The sequence below is a fragment of the Pantoea sp. EKM101V genome (assembly GCF_011800325.1).
Classification (GTDB): Bacteria; Pseudomonadota; Gammaproteobacteria; order Enterobacterales; family Enterobacteriaceae; genus Pantoea; species Pantoea anthophila.
In genome coordinates, this window is the sequence record NZ_JAALFP010000013.1 from 41,728 (window position 1) to 62,960 (window position 21,233).

The 21,233-nt window shown below is 58.9% G+C and carries 24 protein-coding genes and 1 other RNA gene; 17 read left to right on the forward strand and 8 right to left on the reverse strand.

Translation table 11 applies throughout. From position 1 onward, the window contains the following. Window positions 1–21: 21 nt before the first annotated feature. Entirely contained in the window at window positions 22–1,029 is a 1,008-nt protein-coding gene (fbp, locus tag HFD92_RS18050; RefSeq protein ID WP_009087416.1) for a class 1 fructose-bisphosphatase, read from the reverse strand. A 168-nt stretch (window positions 1,030–1,197) separates the two neighbouring features. On the opposite strand from fbp, the gene mpl reads away from it, so the two are divergent. Further along, window positions 1,198–2,550: a UDP-N-acetylmuramate:L-alanyl-gamma-D-glutamyl-meso-diaminopimelate ligase gene (mpl, locus tag HFD92_RS18055; protein ID WP_009087414.1), complete on the forward strand. Its 1,353-nt coding sequence runs from the start codon at window positions 1,198–1,200 to the stop codon at window positions 2,548–2,550. A gap of 91 nt (window positions 2,551–2,641) precedes the next feature. Here mpl and yjgA read toward each other — a convergent pair whose 3' ends face one another. After that, a complete protein-coding gene (gene yjgA / locus HFD92_RS18060) occupies window positions 2,642–3,184 on the reverse strand; it encodes a ribosome biogenesis factor YjgA (RefSeq protein WP_009087413.1) in 543 nt (180 codons plus the stop codon). Between the two features lie 115 nt (window positions 3,185–3,299). Here yjgA and pmbA point away from each other — a divergent pair, with 115 nt between their 5' ends. From pmbA to HFD92_RS18115, 11 genes are all read left to right on the forward strand, one after another. After that, the gene (gene pmbA / locus HFD92_RS18065) at window positions 3,300–4,640 is read left to right on the forward strand and encodes a metalloprotease PmbA (protein WP_009087411.1); all 1,341 of its coding nucleotides are present in this window, start codon (window positions 3,300–3,302) and stop codon (window positions 4,638–4,640) included. Window positions 4,641–4,703: 63 nt separating this feature from the next. Then, on the forward strand, window positions 4,704–5,090 hold the full coding sequence (gene cybC, locus HFD92_RS18070; protein ID WP_046102594.1) for a cytochrome b562: 387 nt from the start codon (window positions 4,704–4,706) through the stop codon (window positions 5,088–5,090). A gap of 294 nt (window positions 5,091–5,384) precedes the next feature. Beyond that, window positions 5,385–5,720, forward strand: coding sequence for a glycine dehydrogenase (locus tag HFD92_RS18075; RefSeq protein ID WP_009087405.1), 336 nt, complete (start codon window positions 5,385–5,387; stop codon window positions 5,718–5,720). A gap of 13 nt (window positions 5,721–5,733) precedes the next feature. Continuing rightward, the gene (locus HFD92_RS18080; RefSeq protein ID WP_009087404.1) at window positions 5,734–6,090 is read left to right on the forward strand and encodes an SFCGS family glycine-rich protein; all 357 of its coding nucleotides are present in this window, start codon (window positions 5,734–5,736) and stop codon (window positions 6,088–6,090) included. A 2-nt stretch (window positions 6,091–6,092) separates the two neighbouring features. After that, window positions 6,093–6,392, forward strand: coding sequence for a DUF4312 family protein (locus tag HFD92_RS18085; RefSeq protein ID WP_009087401.1), 300 nt, complete (start codon window positions 6,093–6,095; stop codon window positions 6,390–6,392). A 134-nt stretch (window positions 6,393–6,526) separates the two neighbouring features. Next, window positions 6,527–7,303 carry a DUF4311 domain-containing protein gene (locus tag HFD92_RS18090; protein WP_009087399.1) on the forward strand — a complete coding sequence of 259 codons (777 nt, stop codon included), beginning with the start codon at window positions 6,527–6,529 and terminating at the stop codon, window positions 7,301–7,303. Window positions 7,304–7,314: 11 nt separating this feature from the next. Next, window positions 7,315–7,956 carry a DUF4310 family protein gene (locus HFD92_RS18095; protein WP_009087397.1) on the forward strand — a complete coding sequence of 214 codons (642 nt, stop codon included), beginning with the start codon at window positions 7,315–7,317 and terminating at the stop codon, window positions 7,954–7,956. Between the two features lie 43 nt (window positions 7,957–7,999). Beyond that, complete coding sequence (locus tag HFD92_RS18100) at window positions 8,000–9,130, forward strand: amidohydrolase/deacetylase family metallohydrolase (protein WP_046102593.1); 1,131 nt, start codon at window positions 8,000–8,002, stop codon at window positions 9,128–9,130. Next, window positions 9,114–10,235 (forward strand): DgaE family pyridoxal phosphate-dependent ammonia lyase, encoded by a 1,122-nt coding sequence (locus tag HFD92_RS18105; RefSeq protein WP_167429423.1) that lies wholly within the window; start codon window positions 9,114–9,116, stop codon window positions 10,233–10,235. Before HFD92_RS18100 ends, HFD92_RS18105 begins: the two co-directional genes overlap by 17 nt. Continuing rightward, window positions 10,232–10,972, forward strand: a complete 741-nt coding sequence (locus HFD92_RS18110; protein ID WP_009087391.1) for a KDGP aldolase family protein — start codon at window positions 10,232–10,234, stop codon at window positions 10,970–10,972. The genes HFD92_RS18105 and HFD92_RS18110 overlap by 4 nt, the downstream gene beginning before the upstream one ends. A 122-nt stretch (window positions 10,973–11,094) precedes the next feature. Next, window positions 11,095–13,005, forward strand: coding sequence for a transcription antiterminator (locus HFD92_RS18115; protein ID WP_009087389.1), 1,911 nt, complete (start codon window positions 11,095–11,097; stop codon window positions 13,003–13,005). A gap of 18 nt (window positions 13,006–13,023) precedes the next feature. Here the strand turns inward: HFD92_RS18115 and HFD92_RS18120 are convergent, their stop codons facing one another. Then, the gene (locus HFD92_RS18120; protein ID WP_009087386.1) at window positions 13,024–13,923 is read right to left on the reverse strand and encodes a LysR family transcriptional regulator; all 900 of its coding nucleotides are present in this window, start codon (window positions 13,921–13,923) and stop codon (window positions 13,024–13,026) included. Between the two features lie 129 nt (window positions 13,924–14,052). Here HFD92_RS18120 and HFD92_RS18125 point away from each other — a divergent pair, with 129 nt between their 5' ends. Next, window positions 14,053–14,757, forward strand: coding sequence for a pirin family protein (locus HFD92_RS18125; RefSeq protein WP_046102590.1), 705 nt, complete (start codon window positions 14,053–14,055; stop codon window positions 14,755–14,757). A 52-nt stretch (window positions 14,758–14,809) separates the two neighbouring features. Here HFD92_RS18125 and dolP read toward each other — a convergent pair whose 3' ends face one another. Genes dolP through HFD92_RS18145 form a run of 4 tightly spaced genes read right to left on the reverse strand, consistent with a single transcriptional unit; the run spans window position 14,810 to window position 18,385 of the window. After that, the gene (gene dolP / locus HFD92_RS18130; protein WP_009087383.1) at window positions 14,810–15,382 is read right to left on the reverse strand and encodes a division/outer membrane stress-associated lipid-binding lipoprotein; all 573 of its coding nucleotides are present in this window, start codon (window positions 15,380–15,382) and stop codon (window positions 14,810–14,812) included. A gap of 14 nt (window positions 15,383–15,396) precedes the next feature. Then, window positions 15,397–15,984, reverse strand: coding sequence for a DnaA initiator-associating protein DiaA (gene diaA, locus HFD92_RS18135; RefSeq protein ID WP_003855538.1), 588 nt, complete (start codon window positions 15,982–15,984; stop codon window positions 15,397–15,399). Window positions 15,985–15,998: 14 nt separating this feature from the next. Beyond that, complete coding sequence (locus HFD92_RS18140) at window positions 15,999–16,394, reverse strand: YraN family protein (protein ID WP_009087381.1); 396 nt, start codon at window positions 16,392–16,394, stop codon at window positions 15,999–16,001. After that, entirely contained in the window at window positions 16,352–18,385 is a 2,034-nt protein-coding gene (locus HFD92_RS18145; RefSeq protein ID WP_009087379.1) for a penicillin-binding protein activator, read from the reverse strand. The genes HFD92_RS18140 and HFD92_RS18145 overlap by 43 nt, the downstream gene beginning before the upstream one ends. Window positions 18,386–18,447: 62 nt before the next feature. Here HFD92_RS18145 and rsmI point away from each other — a divergent pair, with 62 nt between their 5' ends. Both rsmI and rnpB read left to right on the forward strand, forming a co-directional pair. Further along, a complete protein-coding gene (gene rsmI / locus HFD92_RS18150; protein ID WP_009087377.1) occupies window positions 18,448–19,314 on the forward strand; it encodes a 16S rRNA (cytidine(1402)-2'-O)-methyltransferase in 867 nt (288 codons plus the stop codon). Between the two features lie 33 nt (window positions 19,315–19,347). Then, an RNA gene (gene rnpB, locus HFD92_RS18155) (RNase P RNA component class A) lies at window positions 19,348–19,726 on the forward strand. 102 nt (window positions 19,727–19,828) lie between these two features. Here rnpB and HFD92_RS18160 read toward each other — a convergent pair. Then, window positions 19,829–20,317 carry a hypothetical protein gene (locus tag HFD92_RS18160; protein ID WP_167429411.1) on the reverse strand — a complete coding sequence of 163 codons (489 nt, stop codon included), beginning with the start codon at window positions 20,315–20,317 and terminating at the stop codon, window positions 19,829–19,831. Here HFD92_RS18160 and HFD92_RS18165 point away from each other — a divergent pair. Then, window positions 20,229–20,444: a flagellar biosynthetic protein FliQ gene (locus tag HFD92_RS18165; protein WP_255461730.1), complete on the forward strand. Its 216-nt coding sequence runs from the start codon at window positions 20,229–20,231 to the stop codon at window positions 20,442–20,444. The two genes, HFD92_RS18160 and HFD92_RS18165, sit on opposite strands and share 89 nt — an antisense overlap. Before the next feature lie 30 nt (window positions 20,445–20,474). Further along, a complete protein-coding gene (gene fliR / locus HFD92_RS18170) occupies window positions 20,475–21,224 on the forward strand; it encodes a flagellar biosynthetic protein FliR (RefSeq protein ID WP_255461731.1) in 750 nt (249 codons plus the stop codon). Window positions 21,225–21,233 lie beyond the last annotated feature (9 nt).

Sequence of the window (21,233 nt, forward strand, 5' to 3'; positions counted from 1 at the left end):
CCCTTTTTTATCTCTGCCGGATTAGCCCTGACGGCAATCCGGGAACTCAGCCAGGAAACGCTCAACGTCGTTGACCATCGCCTCATTGCCGCAGTAGAACGGGCAGCGCTGATGCAGCGTGACCGGTGGAATGTCCAGAATACGTCTCTGACCGTCGCTGGCTTTACCGCCTGCCTGCTCCGCCAGGAACGCCATCGGGTTGCACTCATAGAGCAGACGCAGCTTGCCCTGCGGATGGCTGGCGGTGCTGGGATAGAGGTAGATGCCCCCTTTCAGCAGGTTGCGATGGAAATCCGCGACCAGCGATCCGATGTAACGTGAGGTGTAAGGACGGTGCGTTGGCAGATCCTCTTCCTGACAGAACTTCAGATATTTCTTCACGCCCTGCGGGAAACGAATGTAGTTACCTTCGTTGATGGAGTAGGTGTAACCGGTCTCCGGGTAGGTCATACGTTCATGGCTGAGGCAGAAGACACCCAGCGACGGATCGTAGGTAAAGGCATGCACGCCTGCACCGGTGGTGTAAACCATCATGGTAGAGGAGCCGTAAACCACATAACCAGCCGCGACCTGTTTGTTGCCGGGCTGCATGAAATCCGCTTCAACCACCGGGGTGCCCGGTTCGCTGACGCGATGATAGATAGAGAAAATGGTGCCGACAGAGACGTTAACGTCGATGTTAGACGACCCATCCAGCGGGTCCATTAACACCACATACTTGCCGTTCTCCTCACCTTCGAAGATGACGAACTCGTCTTCTTCCTCAGACGCGATACCGGCGACGATGCCACGCGCTTTCAGTGCGGCCTTCAGTTTTTCGTTGGCAAACAGATCGAGCTTCATCTGCTGTTCACCCTGAACATTTTCCACACCACTGGCACCGAGGATATCCACCAGACCGGCTTTATTGATGTCGCGGTGGATAATTTTGGCACCCAGCTTGATAGCTGAGATCAGCGCCGTCAGTTCCCCTGTGGCGTGCGGAAAGTCGTGCTGCTTCTCGACGATAAATTCGCCCAACGTTTTCATAACACATTCCCTGAATCTGCGATGGAGTGGCAGCACGCGTAACAGTCTGCCAACGGATGCGTACGCAGTTTAGCCGATTGAACTTCAAAAACCATAGTCCTAATCCGTTTCTTCCGTCTGCGAGCAGGGTTACACTGTGCGCCGAACTTTAGAGTAATGGATCACGTTATGCGCATTCACATCCTCGGGATTTGTGGCACTTTTATGGGCGGTCTGGCCGTGCTGGCCCGTTCACTTGGTCATCAGGTGACCGGTTCAGACGCCAACGTTTACCCGCCAATGAGCACGTTGCTCGAACAGCAAGGCATTGAATTAACAGAAGGTTACGATGCGAGCCAGCTCGACCCGGCCCCTGACCTGGTGATTATCGGTAATGCGATGACGCGCGGTAATCCCTGTGTGGAAGCGGTGCTGGAACGCAACATTCCTTACCTCTCCGGCCCACAGTGGCTGCACGATTTCGTGTTACGCGACCGCTGGGTGCTGGCGGTGGCGGGAACCCACGGGAAAACCACCACAGCCGGCATGGCAGCGTGGATTCTCGAGGCCTGCGGCCTGGAACCCGGCTTCATTATTGGTGGGGTGCCAGGAAACTTCGATGTCTCGGCAAAATTAGGAAAAAGTCCATTCTTCGTCATTGAGGCGGATGAGTATGACTGCGCCTTTTTCGACAAGCGTTCCAAGTTTGTCCATTACTGCCCGCGAACCCTGATCCTCAACAACCTTGAGTTCGATCACGCCGATATCTTTGACGACCTGCGGGCGATCCAGAAGCAGTTCCACCATCTGGTCCGGATCGTGCCGGGCCAGGGCAAGATCCTGCTGCCGGAGCATGACGCCAACATCAGGCAGGTGATGGCGATGGGCTGCTGGAGCGAGCAGGAGAGCGTGGGCGACCACGGGCGCTGGCAGGCGAAGAAGCTGACGCCCGATGCCTCGCACTGGGAAATCTGGCTCGACGGCGAGAAGGTCGGCGAGGTGAACTGGGCGCTGGTCGGCGAACACAATATGCATAACGGGTTGATGGCGATCGCCGCGGCGCGTCATGTGGGTGTGAAACCGGAAGATGCAGGCCAGGCGCTGAACAGTTTTATCAATGCGCGTCGCCGGCTGGAGCTGCGTGGCGAAGTGAACAGCATCAAAGTGTATGATGACTTTGCGCACCATCCGACCGCGATTCTGGCAACGCTGGCGGCCCTGCGCAGCAAGGTTGGTGGCAGAGCGCGCATTCTGGCTGTTCTGGAGCCGCGCTCGAATACCATGAAGATGGGCGTCAGCAAAAACGATCTGGCGCCGTCACTGGCGCGGGCGGATGAGGTCTTTCTGTTCCAGCCGCACCACATTCCGTGGCAGGTTTCTGACGTCGCCGAAGCGTGCATTCCGCCTGCGCACTGGAGCGCAGATATCGATACGCTGGTCGAGATGGTGGCGAAAGCCGCACAGCCAGGCGACTCGATTCTGGTGATGAGCAACGGCGGGTTTGGCGGCATTCACCAGAAGCTGCTGGACAGACTGGCCTGAGATGACGGGCGCCCGTAACGGGCGCTCATTTTCCGGTGACGTTCTGACGTGCTTCCTGCTACCGGCCACAACAGACCGGCTATCCGGGCTATCAGGCTTCGGCCAGTTCGCGCAGGTACTGGAAAATCTGACGGGCTGACTTCGGCGGCTTGTTGCCCGCTTTCTCTTTCTGCGCGTTGCGGATCATACTGCGCAGCTGCTGACGGTCGGCGTCAGGATAGAGTGCAATCACGTCGCTGATCGCCTCATCGCCCTGTTCAATCAGACGATCGCGCAGCATTTCCAGTTTATGGAACAGCGCAACCTGCTGGTTGTGGCGGTTCTTGAGCTTGTCCAGCGCAACGCGGATCGGCTCGACATCAATACTGCGCAGCAGTTTACCGATCAGCTGCAGCTGACGGCGACGGCCCTCTTTCTTAATACGCTGCGCCAGTTCGATCTCGGTGCGCAGACGCTCATCCAGCGGGATCTTATCCAGCGAGTTTTTACCCAGTTCTACCAGTTCGGCGCCCAGGCGTTTTAACTCTTCGGCATCGCGTTTAATTTCACTCTTACTGACCCAGATAATCTCTTCATCTTCCTGTTCGTCATTATCTGGCACATCGTCGAGCCACTCATCGGGCTGTCTGGTCATTTCCGGGCTCCCAAAAAAAAGAGGCTAATCCTACCAGTTTATCGGGTGACTGCGAAATTGTTCTCTGACTCTGATAGACTCAAATCATTCACACATAAGATTAGACGGCAGGTCGATGAACGTATCTACTCAGGTTGCAGAACAGCGAAAAGTACTGGAGCAGGCGATTGCGCAGGCACTTGAACTGGCTAAAGCAAGCACTGACAGCGCGGAAGTAGCGGTCAGTAAAACCACCGGCATCGGGGTCAGCACCCGCTATGGCGAAGTGGAAAACGTCGAATTCAACAGCGACGGTGCGCTGGGCATCACCGTCTATCATCAGAACCGTAAAGGCAGCGCCTCATCGACCGACCTCAGCCCGGACGCGATCAAACGTACCGTGCAGGCGGCGATCGATATTGCGCGCTACACCTCGCCCGATCCCTTTGCCGGCCCGGCGGATGCGGCGCTGCTGGCCTATGATGCGCCAGACCTGGATCTCTACCACCCGTGGGAGATCGATGCCGACCGCGCCATTGAACTGGCCGCACAGGCTGAAGAGGCTTCACTGCGCGCAGACAAGCGTATCACCAACACCGAAGGCGGCAGCTTTAACAGTCATGTCGGCATCAAGGTGTTCGGTAACAGCCACGGCATGCTGCAGAGCTACTGCTCAAGCCGTCACTCGCTCTCCAGCTGCGTGATCGCCGAGCAGGATGGCAACATGGAGCGCGACTACGCCTACACCATCGGCCGCGCGTTTGAGGATCTGAAAAGCCCGGAGTGGGTCGGCGCAGAGTGCGCGCGTCGCACGCTCTCCCGTCTTGCCCCACGCAAACTTCCGACCATGAAAGCGCCGGTGATTTTCGCCTCTGAAGTGGCGACCGGCCTGTTTGGTCATCTGGTCGGGGCGATCAGCGGCAGCAGCGTTTACCGGAAATCAACCTTCCTGCTGGATGCGATGGGTCAGCAGATCCTGCCGGAGTGGCTCACCATCAGTGAGCAGCCGCACCTGCTGAAAGGTCTCGCCTCGACGCCATTCGACAGCGAAGGGGTGCGCACCCAGGCGCGCGACATTATCCAGGCGGGCGTCCTGCAGACCTGGCTGTTAACCAGCTACTCCGCCCGTAAACTGGGCCTGACCAGCACCGGTCACGCGGGTGGCATTCACAACTGGCGCATTGCCGGTCAGGGCCACAGCTTTGACGATCTGCTGAAGCAGATGGGCACCGGTCTGGTGGTCACCGAACTGATGGGACAGGGTGTCAGCGCCATCACCGGTGACTACTCGCGCGGTGCGGCCGGTTTCTGGGTCGAAAATGGCGTGATTCAGTATCCGGTCAGTGAAATTACCATCGCCGGTAATCTCAAAGAGATGTGGCGCAATATGGTGACCATCGGCGACGATATCGAAACCCGCAGCAATATTCAGTGCGGTTCAGTCTTACTGCCTGAAATGAAGATAGCGGGACAATAACGACGCATTCCTGAAGCAGCCTGTTGGCTGCTTTTTTTTCGTCACAATAAAAAGGAAGTAATGATGCGTAAGCAGCTAATTGCAATGTTGTCGGCTTCTCTGATGTTCTCCAGCGTCAGCCTCTGTGCGGCGGATCTGGAGCAGGATATGGACACGCTGAATGCGAACCTGAAAATCGTCAAAAAAACGGACGATGCCCGGGAGATGCAGCAGGCATTAACCCGGATGCGTGCGGCAGCGCAGGATGCGAAGCAGTCCACGCCCGATAAGCTGGAAGGTCAGCCTGCTGACAGCGCGCAGATCAAAGATTATCACGCCGGTCTCGACTCGCTGATTGCGCAGATCGACGTGGTCAGCACGCTGGCGAAAGCGAACAACGTGGAGGGCGCAAAGCGCGAAGCCGCGAAGTTTGATGAGATCCGCAATACCAACCATAAGAAATTCCGCTAATCAGACCGCCGGTCAGCCCGACCGGCGGTTTTTTCCATCACTTCTGCTTATCACCGCGCCTTAAAACGTATCGGACCTGCCGTGATGTTGCACAACATCAAGATCCGGCACGGTTAAATTCATTATTTTGCGCACAAAGAGTCATTTTTCGCACGAAGTGTGCACTCTGCGATCTGACGCACAGCCTTCACCTCAATTTCCGCTTGCTGCTGGAAATGTTGCCTCTCCACAGCGGGAGCCGGGACGGTTAATTTATTTTCAACGCGAATTATCCGGTTCAACAGGAGTAACAAGGTGAGCAATAACGGCATCCCGGTGTATGAAGCGCCACCGGAGAAAGTGCAGCAACTGGCAGAACGTGTCATGACGCAAATTGCGGCGATCTATCAGCAGCATGGTATCCAGCCCAACGCGGTTCAGCAGCAGATGCTGGAATCCCACGTCCGGGCCATGGCATCACGCTCTCTGAGTGGCGAGCCGCTGCCGGAAGTGGAAGCGGAGCTGTTTGAGGATATTCCGCCGGAAACCGTCGCGCTGGCGCAGCAGGTGGTGGATCTGTTTGGCAATCTGCCGCGTGAAGAGGCCTGGCTGCTGTCGGTTCACATTGAAGTCGCACGATCCAACAACTGAAGAGGAAAAGAACATGGTGACAGTCGTGATTGGCGATCGTTTAGGGAAAGGGCAGAAAGTGGCCGCAGGAATCGAAAAAGCGGGTGGCCGTGCGGTGGTGGTACCGGGTGTGGCGGCGGACATGAAACTGGGTGACGTCATGAAGGCAGAAAACGCCGACTTCGGCATCTCGTTCTGCGGCAGCGGCGGCGCAGGTGCCATCACCGCGCAGAACAAATATGGCTACAAAGCGAAGCATGGCATGCGCTCTATCGATGAAGGGGTGACCGCCATCAACGAAGGGGCCACCGTACTGGGCTTCGGCTTTATGGACAAAGAAGAGCTGGGTGAGCGGCTGGTGCAGGCCTGGAACAAGAAGCACGGCAGCTGATTATGAAAGAACACTACGTTACCCAGGTGACGGTCGAGGGCAAAGGCGACACCAAAGCGAAAGCCTTCGCCGATGCCCTGAGTCGTGTGCAGAACCAGGTTCTGCGCGCGACACAAAAAATTCTGCTGCGCATTGAACCTCAGGATGTCCGGGTGCTGCGCGCGCAGGAGAGCGTCAGGACCGAGAAGTTTCTCTTCTTCTTTCTGGCGCGCCAGCGGCGGAACTACAGCGTTACGCTGGAGATCACCGTCAGCGTCACCGTTTTCGACACCGAACAGGTGACGTTTACGGCGGCATCATAAAACAGCGCCTGTTAACGTCAGCCTGTCTGTAGCCCGCTCCTCTGCTGTCGCGCACGCGCGTCGGGCAGGCCGGAGTGAGGCGGCGGCGGCTGAAGTCTGACGGGATTAAAAAAACGACAACAAGGTACAACAACATGTTTTTAATCATTTTGTTTAAGTCGTTGATCATTGGCGGGCTGGTGGGCGTCGGCGTCGGCGCGGGTGCCGCACGCATGTTTCATGCGCCAACCACCCAGGGGATGGGCGCCTTTCGTACGCTGGGCGAGCTGAACTCATGCGAAGGCGATCCCGCTTCCCACTTCTCCTTTGGTCTCGGCTTCTTTTTCAACGCCTGGGCATCCTCTGTTGCAGCCGGTTCATTCACCCAGGATGTGGATCACCGCATCATTCCAAACTGGGGTGCGGCGGCACTGATGGTCAAAAACCGCAACGTGGCGGAAACGCTGCACAATCCGAAAAAAATGGCCATCGCCTGCGGCATTATCGGCATGGTCGTGGTCGCCTTCCTCAACTCCACCGCCTCGGCCGTTCCGGCGGCGCTTCAGGTCACGGCCGTTAAAGTGCTGGTGCCGGCGGCTAACCTGCTGGTTAACACCGTCATGCCGGTCATCTTCTGGCTGGCGGCCATCGACGCGGGCAAAAAGTCAGGCTTCTGGGCCACCATTTTTGGCGGTCTGGCACAGCTGATCATGGGCAACGCCGTGCCGGGCCTGGTGCTGGGTATTCTGATCGGCAAAGGGGTCGAAGAGAGCGGCTGGAACCGGGTCACCAAAGTGATGATGACCGCCATCGTCCTGCTGTTTGTGCTGAGCGGCTTCTTCCGCGGTTTCGATATGAAACTGCTGCAGTCCTTCCAGCTTGGCATTCCCGGCTGGCTCGACATGATCCATAACTCCGTCAGCGGCAAATAGGAGGCGATGCAATGAACGAAAATAAAGGCTTCTGGTACGCCGACTGGTCTTTCCCGATCTTTGTTGGCCTGCTCTCCGCCGGCGTGTTTGCCGGAACCCACATGTACTACCTCTATGGCATCGGCGCGTTCAACGAAGTGGCGTTTGTGTCGATGCTGCGCTCTGGCATGGAGACCGGCGTCTACGGCGCGGTCGCCGCCTTTGGTGCCAGCTTCCTGTTCGCCCGCATTATCGAAGGGTCGCTGGTGGGGATTCTGGATATCGGCGGCGCGATTCAGACCGGTGTCGGCCTGGGCGTTCCGGCCCTGCTGTTGGGCGCAGGTATCGTCTTCCCGGTGGCGAACTTTGCCGCCTCGCTGGCGACGGGTCTGGTGATTGGGGTGGCGATTGGCTACGTCATTATCCTGGCGCGTAAATTCACCATCAATCAGAGCGACTCCACCTACGGCGCAGACGTCATGATGGGCGCGGGTAATGCCTCCGGACGCTTCCTTGGCCCGCTGATTATCCTGTCAGCCATGACGGCGTCGATTCCGATTGGTCTGGGTTCACTGCTGGGGGCGCTGCTGTTCTATCTCTGGAACAAGCCGATCACCGGTGGCGCCATCCTCGGCGCCATGATCCTCGGTGCGATTTTCCCGATCGCGCTCTGATCTCACCGGCAGCCCGGTAGCGGGCTGCCGTTAAGGAGAAACCATGTACGACTTGATTATCCGCGCTGCACGACTCAGCGATGAGCAGGTGGTCGACATCGCGGTGCAGGATGGCCGCATCGCCGCCGTTGGCCGGGTGCAGGGCAGCGCACACCAGGAACGCGATCTGGCGGGTCGCTACTACCTCAGCGCAGGCTGGATCGACTCCCACGTTCACTGCTATCCCAAATCCCCCATCTACCATGATGAAGCCGATGCGATAGGCGTGGCCCACGGCGTGACGACGGTAGTCGATGCGGGCAGCACCGGTGCCGATCATATTGATGACTTTTACCAGCTGACCCGCGCGGCGCAGACCCAGGTGTATGCCCTGATCAACATCGCCCGCACCGGTATCGTCACTCAGAACGAACTGGCCGACATGAGGCAGATCGATGGCGAGGCGGTGCAGCAGGCGGTGGCCCGGCTGCCCGATTTTATCGTGGGCCTGAAGGCGCGCATCAGCAGCAGCGTGGTGGGTGAAAACGGTATCCAGCCGCTGATCCGCGCGAAGGCGATTCAGCAGCAGAGCGGCGGGCTGCCGCTGATGGTCCACATTGGCAACAATCCGCCCAATCTTGACCAGATTGCGGATCTGCTCACCACGGGCGACATCATCACCCACTGCTTTAACGGCAAACCCAACCGCATTCTGACGCCGCAGGGCGAACTCAAGGCCGCCGTTAAACAGGCTATCGCGCGCGGCGTGAAGCTCGATGTCGGCCACGGCGGTGCCAGTTTCAGTTTTGAGGTCGCCCGGGTGGCGATAGCGCAGGGCATTCTGCCCGATACCATCAGCTCTGACATTTACTGCCGCAACCGTCTGGCTGGCCCGGTTCACAGCCTGGCCCATGTCATGTCGAAATTCTTCAGCGTCGGCATGACGCTACCGCAGGTGATTGACTGCGTGACGGTCAACGCGGCGGCAGGGCTGCGGCTGCCGCGCAAGGGGCAGCTGAAAGTCGGCTATGACGCCGACCTGACCATTTTTAGCGTCAAAGAGGAAAACCGGCCCTTCATCGATTCAGAAGGTGAAACGGTGACCGGTGAGAAGCATCTGGTCCCGCTGGCGGCAGTCGTCGCGGGTCAGTGGATCGCGACAGAAGAAGGAGCAGCACATGACCTCGGTTTATGAAAAGTATGGCCTGAAGCCGGTGATTAACGCCTCTGGCCGTATGACGATTCTCGGCGTCTCCACGCCGTCGAGCGACGTGATCGACACGGTGAAATATGGCCTCGATCACTACTTCGAAATGAAAGACCTGGTCGATAAAACCGGGGCTTACATCGCCGGTCTGCTGAAAGTGGAGAACGCGGTAGTGGTCTCCTGTGCCTCGGCAGGCATCGCCCAGAGCGTGGCGGCGGTCATCGTAAAAGATAACGAATGGCTGCTGGATAACCTGCATGCTGCGCCGCTCAGCGTCCCGCATCAGATTGTGGTGCCGAAAGGGCATAACGTGAACTACGGCGCACCGGTCGGCAGCATGGTGGCGCTGGGAGGCGGCCAGCTGGTGGAGGCGGGTTACAGCAATGAGTGTTCGCCCGCGCAGCTGGCGGCGGCGATCACCCCACAGACCGCGGCGATCCTCTATGTGAAATCGCATCACTGCGTGCAGAAGAGTCACCTTGATGTGGCGCAGGCTGCCGCCGTTGCGCGCCAGCACGGCGTTCCGCTGATTGTCGATGCGGCCGCAGAAGAGGATCTGCAGTGCTACTACGAAGCGGGCGCTGACCTGGTGATCTACAGCGGTGCAAAAGCGCTGGAAGGCCCGACCAGCGGCCTGGTGATTGGCCGCCACCACTACGTTGAGTGGGTCAAACGCCAGACCAACGGGATTGGCCGTGCGATGAAAGTCGGCAAAGAGGGCATTCTCGGCCTGACCCACGCGATTGAAAACTATCTGACTCAGCCAAAAATCAGCGGCGCGCAGATGGTGGAAAAAATGACACCGTTCATCGGACAGCTGAACCATCTGAATGGCGTCACGGCCCGCGTGGTGTGGGATGCCGCCGGACGTGACATCGCCCGTGCAGAGATCAAATTTGACGAAGCGGCGATCGGGCAGCGCACCGGCGATCTGGTGCAGGCGCTGAAAAACGGCGACGTCGCGATCTATTTCCGTGGCTACAAAGCTAATGAAGGGATCATTGAGGCGGACGTACGCAGCGTCAGCGCCGATCAACTGCACACCATTTTCACCCGTATTCAGACGCTGTTAACCGGAGAGAAAAACGCATGACGCTGACCCCCAACTTTTATCAGGATCGTCTCTGCCTTAACGTACTGGCGGGATCAAAAGAGAATGCGCGCGCCATCTGGCAGGCGGCCGAAGGGCATGTGCTGGTCGGCGTGCTGTCAAAAAACTACGCCAGCAATGACGCTGCTATCGCCGACATGAGCGAGTACGCTGCGCTGATCGACAACGCACTCTCAATTGGTCTGGGCGCGGGCGATCCCCGGCAGTCACAGATGGTGAGTGAGCTGGCGGAGGTGCTGCAACCCCAGCATGTCAATCAGGTCTTCACCGGCGTGGCCACCAGCCGGGCGCTGCTGGGCCAGTCGCAGACCGTCGTCAACGGTCTGATCTCACCCACCGGCACGCCGGGTAAGGTAAAAATCTCGACCGGCCCGCGCAGCGCAACACAGCCTGACGGGATCGTTCCGATCGAAACCGCGATTGCCATGCTGCAGGATATGGGCGGCAGCTCGGTGAAATATTTTCCGATGGGCGGTTTGCAGGCGGTGGATGAGTATCGCGCCGTGGCAGACGCCTGCGCAAAAATGGATTTCTGGCTGGAGCCCACCGGCGGCATCGATCTGGAGAACGTCGGCGAGATCGTGCGCATTGCGCTGGAAGCGGGCGTCAGCAAAGTGATCCCGCACGTCTACAGTTCGATCATCGACAAAGCGAGTGGTGAAACCCGGATCGAGGATGTGCAGCGGTTGCTGGCGATCTGTAAAACGCTGCTGCCCTGAGGATCACGCCGCGCGGCAGGCCGATCGGGTGGCAGGCCGCGCACGCAACATGGACGTTGCGTCACGATCCCCGTAGGCTGAGTTTCCGTTTCCCTGATTTTCTCTGTAAACAGGTAACTGTCGTGAGATTTCCCAATCAGCGCCTTGCGCAACTGTTTGATGCCCTGCAAAACGAAACGCTGCCTCAGGATGAACTGGCGCGGCGTTTTGCCGTCTCGACCCGCACCGTACGCACCGACATCACGGCGCTGAATGCGCTGCTGGCTGAACATGGTGCGCAGTTCGTCCTGAGCCGCGGCGCGGGCTATCAGCTGAAGATTGAGGATGCTCAGCGCTTTCAGCATCTGCAGCAACACAGCGCCTCACCGCTGCGCATCCCGCGCACGTCGCCCGACCGCATTCGTTATCTGCTGACCCGGTTTCTCACCGCGGCTTATTCGCTGAAACTTGAGGAGCTGGCCGAGGAGTGGTTTGTCAGCCGCGCCACCCTGCAGAACGATATGGCGGAAGTGCGCGAGTGGCTGGGACGCTATCACCTGACGATTGAAAGCAAGCCTCACTACGGCATGAAGCTGTTCGGCAGCGAAGTGGCGATCCGAACCTGCCTGACCGATCTGCTGTGGCAAATCGATCAGTCACAGCCGGAGAGTCCGCTGCTGACCATTGAAGCGCTCAACAGCGGTATGCTGGAAACCCTCCAGCCGCTGCTGCAACGCTGCTTTGCTGAACACAATATCCGCCTCAGCGATGAGGGAGAACGCTATCTGCGGATCTACTGTGCGGTGGCGGTGCGCCGTATCAGCGAAGGCTATCCGCTTAACGATCCGGGCGCTGAGGAGATTGGGGATGACGTGCGCGAAGCGGCGCACCAGCTGATTACGCTGATGCGCCCGCTGGTCAGTAAACCGATCTCACCGGCTGAAGAGAACTGGCTGCGGGTCAACATTGCGGCACGGCGCATTCAGGCTATCGCCCCCAGCGCCATCAATGCGGATGACGCCGATGCGCTGGTGGATTACCTGCTCAGCTTCATCAACACCTACTACAACTTTAATCTGCAGAACGATCAGCAACTGCGTGCCGATCTGCTTACCCATATCAAGACCATGATCACCCGGGTGCGCTACCAGATCCATATTCCTAACCCGCTGCTCAGCAACATCAAGCAGCACTACCCCATGGCCTATGATGTCACCTTAGCGGCGGTGACCAGTTGGGGGAAATATACCCCTTACGTCATCAGCGAGAATGAGATTGGCTTTCTGGTGCTGCACATCGGTGTCGGGCTGGAGCGCCACTATGACGTGGGCTATCAGCGTCATCCTCAGGTGCTGCTGGTCTGCGACAGCGGTAACTCGACGCTGCGGATGATTGAGGCGATGCTGCTGCGCAAATACCCGCAGCTGAAGGTGACGGCACGCCTCTCTCAGCGTGAATATGAGGCGCGCAGCCGCATCGATGAGGACTTTGTGATCTCGACCATCCGGCTCAGCGAAAAAGAGAAACCGGTGGTGGTGATGTCACCGTTTCCCACCGGGTTTCAACTGGAGCAGATCGGCAAGCTGGTGCTGGTGGATCGGACCCGTCCCTATATGCTGACGAAATATTTTGATGCTCAGCACTTTCATATCGTCGACAGGCCAATGACCCAGTCTGAACTGTTCCGGCAGTTGTGCGATCAGCTGGAGGCGGAGGGGTTCGTGGATGCTGCTTTCTATCCGTCGGTGGAGGAGCGCGAAGCGATTGTCAGCACCATGCTCGGCGAAGGCATTGCGCTGCCGCACTCGCTGGGGCTGCTGGCGAAGAAAACCGTGGTCTACACCGTGCTGGCCCCGCAGGGCATCGCCTGGGGCGACGACACCGCCTATGTGATTTTCCTGCTGGCGATCAGCAAAAGCGAATATGAAGAGGCGATGGCGATCTACGATCTGTTTGTCACGTTTCTGCGGGAAAGGGCGATGATCCGCCTGCGGGAGAGCACTGACTTCAGCAGTTTCAGAGCGGTGGCGATGGATTGCCTGAGCCGCTCTTAACGCGAGGCTCTGCCGCCGTCAGTTTTTCTTCGCCAGCAGGCGCGGGATCTCACGCAGGCACCAGGCTTTGGCCTCGCCCATGCTGTCCCGCCGCCACGCCATAATAATGTCGACCTCACGGGTATATTCCGGACTCACGACCCGCAGGCGGCCTTCCGCAATATCCTGCTCCACCAGCGGATAGGGCATGGTTCCCACGCCCAGACCCGCCAGCAGCGCACGGCGCTTGTCGTCCATGCTGCTGACGGTCAGGCGCTGCTGCTTATCCAGCAGCTGCACGGTCAGCACCGGGCGCTCACGCGCGGTATCCGCCACCGCAATGCCGCGGTATTTCACCCGCGTCACTTCAGACTGCGGTTCCGGCTCGTTATGGATCGGATGGTCGGCACTGGCGACATAGACGCTCATCATGGTGTAGAGCTTGCGGGTGTTGATCTCGGTTGAGGCGCGGAAGTGCATATCGGGGGCGATGACGATATCGGCCCGTCCCTGTTCCAGCCGCTCCCATGCCCCCGCCAGCACTTCGGTGACCAGCGAAAACTGGGTATTGGCTTTGTCGGCCAGGCGCGTCACCAGCGGAAAGAGGGCGTCGATGGGCACCAGCGCTTCGGTCACGATGGTCAGATGGGTTTCCCAGCCACGCGCCAGCGCTTCGGCATCGGTGGTGAGTTTGTCGGCCGCTTCCAGCAGCACCCGGCCACGCTCCAGCAGCATGCGTCCCACGTTGGTAAATTTGGTGCGGTGGCCGGAGCGGTCAAACAGCACCACATCCAGCTCCTCTTCCAGCTTCTGCATGGTATAGCTGAGTGCAGAGGGCACGCGGCCCAGCTCATCGGCCGCCGCCGCAAAACTACCACGTCGATCAATCGCATCCATTACGCGTAACGATTCAAGGGTTAACGCACGCTCTTTAGCCATCCCGTTTCTCTGTCAGGAAATTTGAACATGCCCGGCAGATTAACTGGCTAACAATCCGGCGTCCAGACTTTTACCATGTGTGCATAGAGTCCGTGACCGATCCTCGTCACCGGATGCCGGAGGTAAATAATGATAACGACACGCAGTGCGTCCGCATGTGGCCAGGCCGACTTTGGCTGGTTGCAGGCCCGCTACAGTTTCTCTTTTGGCCACTATTTTGATCCAAAACTGATGGGCTACGCGTCACTGCGCGTACTGAATCAGGAAGTGCTGGCACCAGGGGCCGCCTTTCAGCCGCGCACCTATCCGCAGGTCGATGTGCTTAACATCGTGCTGCAGGGCGAAGCGGAGTATCGCGACAGCGAAGGCAACACGATCAGCGTGCAGGAAGGGGAGGCGCTGCTGCTCTCAGCCCAGCCGGGGGTCAGTTACACCGAAATCAACCTGAGCAAAGAGCGCCCGCTGACCCGTATGCAGCTGTGGCTGGCCGCCTGCCCGGAGCGTGAGAATCCGCGGATGCAGAAACTGGCCCTGATGGCGGGCCGTACCTCTCAGCTGATCGCCTCGCCGGATGGCGTGGATGAGAGCCTGCAACTGCGTCAGCAGGTGTGGATCCATCAGGTTGAACTGGCGCCGGGCGAGCAGCATGCGCTGCATCTGCAGGGGCCGCGCGCCTATCTGCAGTCGATTCACGGTTCGCTGGAAGCCCGATCGGGTGCGGCGCATCGGGAAGCGCTCGGGTGCGGCGACGGTGCCTTTCTGCAGGAAGAGTCGCTGCTGACGCTGACGGCGAAAACGGCGACCCGGGCACTGGTCATCGACATCCCGGTCTGATCCTCAGGCAATAAAAAAGGCGGCCATGGCCGCCTTTTTTGCCTCTTACGCGTTACTTCAGCAGGGTAAAGGCGGTGGTGACGTGCTTCACGCCACTGACGCGGCTGGCGATATCGGCCGCCGCCTGCCCTTCCTGTTGCGTCACCAGACCCAGCAGGAACACTTCGCCATTCTCGGTGGTCACCTTCACGTTGGAGGATTTCACCTGATCGCTGCCCAGCAGCTGCGAGCGGATCTTGGTGGTGATCCAGGTGTCTGACGAGGTGGTGCCGAGCGTCACTTTCTGACCAATGCGGATCTCGTTATAGACCTCGGTGGCGCCATCCACGCCCATGGTGATCTGTTTGGCACGATTGGCGATCTCCTGCGACGGCGCCTGACCGGTCAGCAGCACTTTGCCCTGATAGGCGGTGGCGATGACGCGGGCATCGGTTTTGATCTGCTGATCTTTCGCCAGCGCATTGGTGACGCGCAGCTCCAGCGTGCCGTCATCCACCTGCGTGCCGACCGTACGCGGGTCGGTGGCGGTTTTGGTGGCAACCGCTGCGCCACCGGCAACCACGGCGACACAGCCCTGCAGCAGCATGGCGGTTAACAGAATAGCGATAGCGTTCAATGCTTTCATTCGTGCTCCTTCGGTCATTCCTGATGGGGAAAGAGGGTGTTATCGATCAGATCGCATAAGCAGTTAACGGTGAGCATATGCATCTCCTGAATCCGGGCACTGCGGTGTGAGGGAATGCGGATTTCCACATCCTGCGGGCCCAGCAGTCCGGCAAGCTCACCGCCATCATACCCGGTAAGCGCAACGATCGTCATATCGCGTGTTACCGCGGCTTCAACGGCCTTCACAATGTCGCGGGTGTTGCCACGGGTTGAGATGGCCAGCAGCACATCGCCTGCGTGGCCCAGCGCGCGCACCTGCTTGGCATAAATTTCATCGTGCAGGCGATCGTTACCAATCGCGGTCAGCATCACGTTGTCTGCACTTAACGCCAGCGCCGGCAGGCTGGGGCGCTCGGTTTCGAAACGGTTGATCATGCTGGCGGCGAAGTGCTGAGCATTGGCGGATGAGGCGCCGTTGCCGCAGCTCAGGATTTTATTGCCGTTCAGCAGAGATTGCACCAGCGTCATGGCCGCACGGGAGATGGCATCGGGCAGCGCCTCAGCGGCAGCAATCTGGGTCTGAATACTTTCAGTAAAACACGCTTTAATTCTTTCCTGCACACAACCACCTGGTTCTAAACGTCTGCATTAAAGGCATCCGGCAGCCACTCGAGCGCCGTGCCGGTAATGGCGATGATGTCGAAACGGCAATTCACCGTTGCAAAACTGCCGCCGCGTTGCGCCAGCCAGAGAGCGGCAGCGCGCAGCAGCTTCTGCTGTTTGCTGCGGGTGATGCTGGCGAGTGCGCCACCGTAGCGCGCATCGCGGCGGTAGCGAACTTCGACAAACACCCAACAGTGCCCGTCACGCATTATCAGGTCAAGTTCACCCCCGCGAAAGTGAACATTGCTGGCGACCCATTTCAGGCCCGCCTGCTCCAGATAGCGCCGGGCATCTTCTTCATACCGGGCGCCAGTCTGACGGCGGGTCAGTTGGCCGGTGCGATTTCGCCCCGACGATACTGGTTCCATGTCAACTTCCTGTTGATCACACAATCCGTGTTGGCGCTGAGCTTACCGGTGTTGCCATCCAGCGTATAACCCGGTGACTGACGCATCTGGTTAAAGTGATTGGCCAGCGTCCAGGCATCCATCCCCATGGCATAGAGGCGCACCAGCGAGTAGTCATTGTTGAATGACTTCGAGGTCTGCTGCATCAGGCCCGGGTTGCTGCCGGAGAGCAGAGGAATATCGCTGAACTGCAGGCCATCCATCTCCAGACGGAAATCGGGACCGGCACCCGCCTGCGCGCTGCGCGAGCTGGCATAGAGCGAAATGTTGCTGCGGCTGCCGGTGCGCATGGCGATCATCGGCTTAATCAGCTGCAGCTCATCCTGGGTGGAAACGATATAGACCGCATCGACGCCTCCGCCGCTGCTGGTGCTGACGGCCTCTGGCGTGCTCTGCTGCGGCGCCGGAATGGTCAGACCGGCAATGGACACACCCTGCTGCTGCTGGGCAGGGGCCGCATTCACCGGCGTGCCTGACAGGCTGATGCCCGCGCCACTGTTGATGCCCTGCTTCAGCTCAGCGGTCGAGCCAAAGCGCTGCTGCATCACGGTACCGCCACCCAGCGTCTGCCACTCCTGCGCGAAAGCATTGGTGACGCGATCGCCCAGACCGCTGCGCGGAACCAGCAACAGCGGCTCGCGTTTGCCCTGATCCCAGATATGGTGCGCGGCATCGCGCGCTTCGTCTTCAGGAGAAAGCGCAAAGTAGCAAATATTCGGATGGTTCTGGATCGTTTCCGGCTCGTTAAGCGCCAGAACATTGAGTGGCGTCTGACTGTTAGCCACTTTCTCCACGTTGCTCTTCAGCAGTGGCCCCACCACGAGGGTGGCACCATCCTGCTGGGCCTGCTGCATCACCTGCTCAATCGGCTGGCTGCTGGTGTCATAGACCTTAATCTGAGCGCTGCTGGCCGGTTCGGCGGTGGCGGCAGGCTGAGACTGAGGCTGCGCCTGCGGGGTCGCCTCTGCCGCCTGCTGTTGCGGTGCGCTGATCGGGTCGGAAGCCGAGCCGGCGACGGCTGCCGGTTGCGTGCTGGCCGTGCCATCCGTCGCGGCGGGCTGTGCGGCGGCCGGTTGGGCGGCAGGGGCGGAGACGCCATTCTTCGCGTCAGTAAAGCCTTTCTGAATCGCATTCGCGAAGACCTGCGCCTGACCATTCATGGGCAGCAGCAGCGCGATAATGCTGGTTGAGGCTTTGGTGTAGTTCTGCATCTGGCTCAGCTGCGTCGGCAGCGTTTTGGCCGCCGGATTCTGCGGATAGCGGGTCTGCCAGTCTTTGATGCCCGACTTGAGCATCCCGGCATCCTGGGTGTTAGCCCGCCAGACGGCAAGCAGGTCGAGCCAGCCCTGCAGCACGTTTTCATCGGCGTTAATGACCAGGTTGCTGGCCTCCTGCGGCGACATCTGCGTCAGCGCCTGCCAGGTAGCATCGATGTTGGCCTGATGGTCGCTGCCGGTCAGCAGCGGCTCCTGCGCAATGTAGGTGCGCAACAGGGAGAGAGAAGGGCGACCCTGTGCACTGGCGATCTGCAGGCTATAAAAACGCGCCAGCTGATCCTTCGATAATGCACCGGTTTTCACGTCAGCCAGCAGGGGCTCAGCCTCTTTGATCTTCTGCTGGGCAATCAGCAGCTGCGCTTTCAGCAGCAGCGATTCCTGCTGCTGCGTCTCAGAGAGCTGCTGCGGCAGCTGACTCAGTTGCTGGGTCGCTTCAGGATACTTTCCTTCCTTCAACAGGGCGCGGATTGCGAGTAATTGCCAGTCGGTCTTGCTATCATCGCTGCTTTGCTGCGCCTGCTGCAGATAGTAAGCGGAGCTGGCTGTGGCAGGCCCCTGAATATTGACGGTTGAGGTTTGCGGCCCCTGACCGCTACACGCGGCTAAAATCAGCCCAGCAAGAATGACAGGCAGAAAGCGTCCTGCTTTATGACGAACGACTTTTGAAGGAAGCATACTGTATCCAGTGATGTTTTTTTCAAGATGCTCAATATTAAATCGGCAATTCGGATGAAACAATGAAACAACTCGATCGGGCAGAGATTTCTGCCAGCACGCTCTACATCGTTCCAACCCCGATTGGTAATTTGGGTGATATCACCCAGCGGGCGCTGACGGTGCTTTCGAGCGTCGATCTGGTCGCTGCGGAAGATACACGTCATACCGGGCTGTTGCTACAACATTTCGCCATCAATGCGCGACTCTTCGCACTTCACGATCACAACGAACAGCACAAGGCTGAACTGCTGATTGCGAAGCTGGAGGAGGGTCAAAGCATAGCCTTAGTTTCGGATGCTGGCACGCCGCTGATCAACGATCCGGGCTACCATCTGGTGCGCCGCTGCCGCGAAGCGGGCATCCGGGTGGTGCCGCTGCCAGGCGCCTGTGCCGCCATTGCGGCGTTGAGTGCCGCCGGGCTGCCGTCCGATCGTTTCTGTTACGAAGGGTTTCTGCCGGCCAAAACCAAGGGGCGTTGTGACGCTCTGCGCGCGCTGGTGCAGGAGCCGCGCACGCTGATTTTCTATGAGTCCACCCACCGCCTGATCGACAGCCTGCAGGATATGGTGAGTGAGCTGGGCGGGGATCGCTATGTGGTGCTGGCGCGTGAGCTGACCAAAACCTGGGAGTCGATCCACGGCGCGCCGGTGGCCGACCTGCTGGCGTGGGTAAAAGAAGATGAGAATCGCCGCAAAGGCGAGATGGTGCTGATCGTTGAAGGCCACAAGGCCGATGACGAAGACGCGCTTCCGGCGGATGCCCTGCGAACGCTGGCGCTGCTGCAGAAAGAGCTGCCGTTAAAGCGGGCGGCTGCGCTGGCGGCTGAGATCCACGGCGTAAAGAAAAATGCGCTTTATAAGTATGCGCTGGAGCAGCAAGAGGCGTGACAAACGCGGGCGAATGCCCTATTATCCCGCGCCGAAGCTGACCAGACAGTCGCCGCTTTGTCGTCGTCCTCACTTGTGGGGAGACGGGCAGAGGGGAGGAAAGTCCGGGCTCCATAGGGCAGGGTGCCAGGTAACGCCTGGGAGGCGCAAGCCTACGACCAGTGCAACAGAGAGCAAACCGCCGATGGCCCAGAAACGGGATCAGGTAAGGGTGAAAGGGTGCGGTAAGAGCGCACCGCGCGACTGGCAACAGTTCGTGGCACGGTAAACTCCACCCGGAGCAAGGCCAAATAGGGGTTCACAAGGTACGGCCCGTACTGAACCCGGGTAGGCTGCTTGAGCCAGTGAGCGATTGCTGGCCTAGATGAATGACTGTCCACGACAGAACCCGGCTTAACGGTCAGCTTCGACTTCTTACTAAAAACCCCGCTCCGGCGGGGTTTTTGCTTTCTGGCGACGAATGACTGTCCACGACGCTTTTCATGAAAGGAACGCGGCTTAACGGCCAGCGCAGCTAGCGCTCGCCCTCCGTACCCGCTTCACCGGACTGACTGAGCGGGACCTGTTCATTCAGCGGGCGATAGACCAGCGCGATCATCATCCTGCGCTTCGGCTCGGGCAGCCTGAAATAGATAAAGCCCTCCTCCGGCATATTCACGACAAGGTTGTTCAGCTGCACGCCGCCGTCGATAAAGTACGCCTTCTCTTTTTCCAGCGGCTGAAAAGCGTGATGTTCGTGACTCTGATGCAGAGCCTGCTGAGGGATCAGGCCAGTACTGTGCAGCTCAAAGTCGCGTAACGTTTTGCCGATAGCAATGACCACTTCAGCCGTGACGACAGGAATGTAGAGCGAATAAAACCCGTCGAAGGTGCTGGTCGCGAAGAGCGCTTCACTCTGGACGGCGTGATCCGGGTTGATCGCCGCGCCGCTGCTGCTGGGTGCGATGTTTACCGGGCTGATTATCAGTATCCTGCAGGCGTCGACGCAGATTAACGAATCCACCCTCTCTTTTATTCCCAAGGTGCTGACCGTGGTTGTGGTGAGTATCCTCGCTGGCCCCTGGATGCTGGAGACGCTGATGAATTATATGCAGTCGGTCTTCACCCATGTCGCTTTCGTCATCCGCTAGACGATGCGGAATCTGCTGCCAGACCTGAACATGCTGATCAGCCATGCCTTCTGGCCGCTGATCCGTACCCTGGCCCTGTTCAGCACGGCACCGGTTTTCAGCGAAAAAGCGGCGCCGAAAAAAGTCAGGGTAGGGCTGGCGGTGCTGATCGCCTTTCTGCTGGCACCGACTCTGCCCGAAAACCGCGTGGTGCTGATGTCCGTGACCGGATTGTGGGTAACGATCAGAGAGCTGCTGATTGGTTCGGCAATCGGCCTGACGGTACAGTTTATTTTTGCTGCGCTGCGGTTTGCCGGTGAGGTGGTGGGTATGCAGATGGGGCTGTCGTTTGCGGCTTTTTTTGATCCCTCCGGCAATCAGAGTATGCCGGTGCTGGCACGCATTCTGAACGTTCTGGCGGTGCTGCTGTTCCTCGCCGGTAACGGTCACCTCTATCTGATTAAGATGCTGGCCGACAGCTATACGCTGCTGCCGATCAGCGGGGCGACGCTGACCCGCAGCAGTTTTTATCGGTTACCCGAGGCTGCGGGCCTGATCTTCAGCAGTGGATTGCAGATTGGGATGCCGGTGGTGACGTTGCTGCTGGCGCTGAACCTGACGCTGGGCTTACTTAACCGCCTGACACCGCAACTCTCTATCTTTGTTATTGGCTTCCCCATCTCCATCACCCTGGGATTGGGGGCGCTGCTGCTGATGATGTATAACCTGCCGACCCTGTTTCAGGAGCAGATGAATGAGATCTTCAGCGCGGTGAACAACATTCTGGTGGGGTTTCGCTGAGGGCGCGGG

Excerpts from the sequence above, each read along its gene's own strand:
- fbp (WP_009087416.1), bottom strand. The coding sequence starts at position 1,029 with ATGAAAACGTTGGGCGAATTTATCGTCGAGAAGCAGCACGACTTTCCG.
- mpl (WP_009087414.1), top strand. The coding sequence starts at position 1,198 with ATGCGCATTCACATCCTCGGGATTTGTGGCACTTTTATGGGCGGTCTG.
- yjgA (WP_009087413.1), bottom strand. The coding sequence starts at position 3,184 with ATGACCAGACAGCCCGATGAGTGGCTCGACGATGTGCCAGATAATGAC.
- pmbA (WP_009087411.1), top strand. The coding sequence starts at position 3,300 with ATGAACGTATCTACTCAGGTTGCAGAACAGCGAAAAGTACTGGAGCAG.
- cybC (WP_046102594.1), top strand. The coding sequence starts at position 4,704 with ATGCGTAAGCAGCTAATTGCAATGTTGTCGGCTTCTCTGATGTTCTCC.
- HFD92_RS18080 (WP_009087404.1), top strand. The coding sequence starts at position 5,734 with ATGGTGACAGTCGTGATTGGCGATCGTTTAGGGAAAGGGCAGAAAGTG.
- HFD92_RS18085 (WP_009087401.1), top strand. The coding sequence starts at position 6,093 with ATGAAAGAACACTACGTTACCCAGGTGACGGTCGAGGGCAAAGGCGAC.
- HFD92_RS18090 (WP_009087399.1), top strand. The coding sequence starts at position 6,527 with ATGTTTTTAATCATTTTGTTTAAGTCGTTGATCATTGGCGGGCTGGTG.
- HFD92_RS18095 (WP_009087397.1), top strand. The coding sequence starts at position 7,315 with ATGAACGAAAATAAAGGCTTCTGGTACGCCGACTGGTCTTTCCCGATC.
- HFD92_RS18100 (WP_046102593.1), top strand. The coding sequence starts at position 8,000 with ATGTACGACTTGATTATCCGCGCTGCACGACTCAGCGATGAGCAGGTG.
- HFD92_RS18105 (WP_167429423.1), top strand. The coding sequence starts at position 9,114 with ATGACCTCGGTTTATGAAAAGTATGGCCTGAAGCCGGTGATTAACGCC.
- HFD92_RS18110 (WP_009087391.1), top strand. The coding sequence starts at position 10,232 with ATGACGCTGACCCCCAACTTTTATCAGGATCGTCTCTGCCTTAACGTA.
- HFD92_RS18120 (WP_009087386.1), bottom strand. The coding sequence starts at position 13,923 with ATGGCTAAAGAGCGTGCGTTAACCCTTGAATCGTTACGCGTAATGGAT.
- HFD92_RS18125 (WP_046102590.1), top strand. The coding sequence starts at position 14,053 with ATGATAACGACACGCAGTGCGTCCGCATGTGGCCAGGCCGACTTTGGC.
- dolP (WP_009087383.1), bottom strand. The coding sequence starts at position 15,382 with ATGAAAGCATTGAACGCTATCGCTATTCTGTTAACCGCCATGCTGCTG.
- HFD92_RS18140 (WP_009087381.1), bottom strand. The coding sequence starts at position 16,394 with ATGGAACCAGTATCGTCGGGGCGAAATCGCACCGGCCAACTGACCCGC.
- HFD92_RS18145 (WP_009087379.1), bottom strand. The coding sequence starts at position 18,385 with ATGCTTCCTTCAAAAGTCGTTCGTCATAAAGCAGGACGCTTTCTGCCT.
- rsmI (WP_009087377.1), top strand. The coding sequence starts at position 18,448 with ATGAAACAACTCGATCGGGCAGAGATTTCTGCCAGCACGCTCTACATC.
- fliR (WP_255461731.1), top strand. The coding sequence starts at position 20,475 with ATGCTGATCAGCCATGCCTTCTGGCCGCTGATCCGTACCCTGGCCCTG.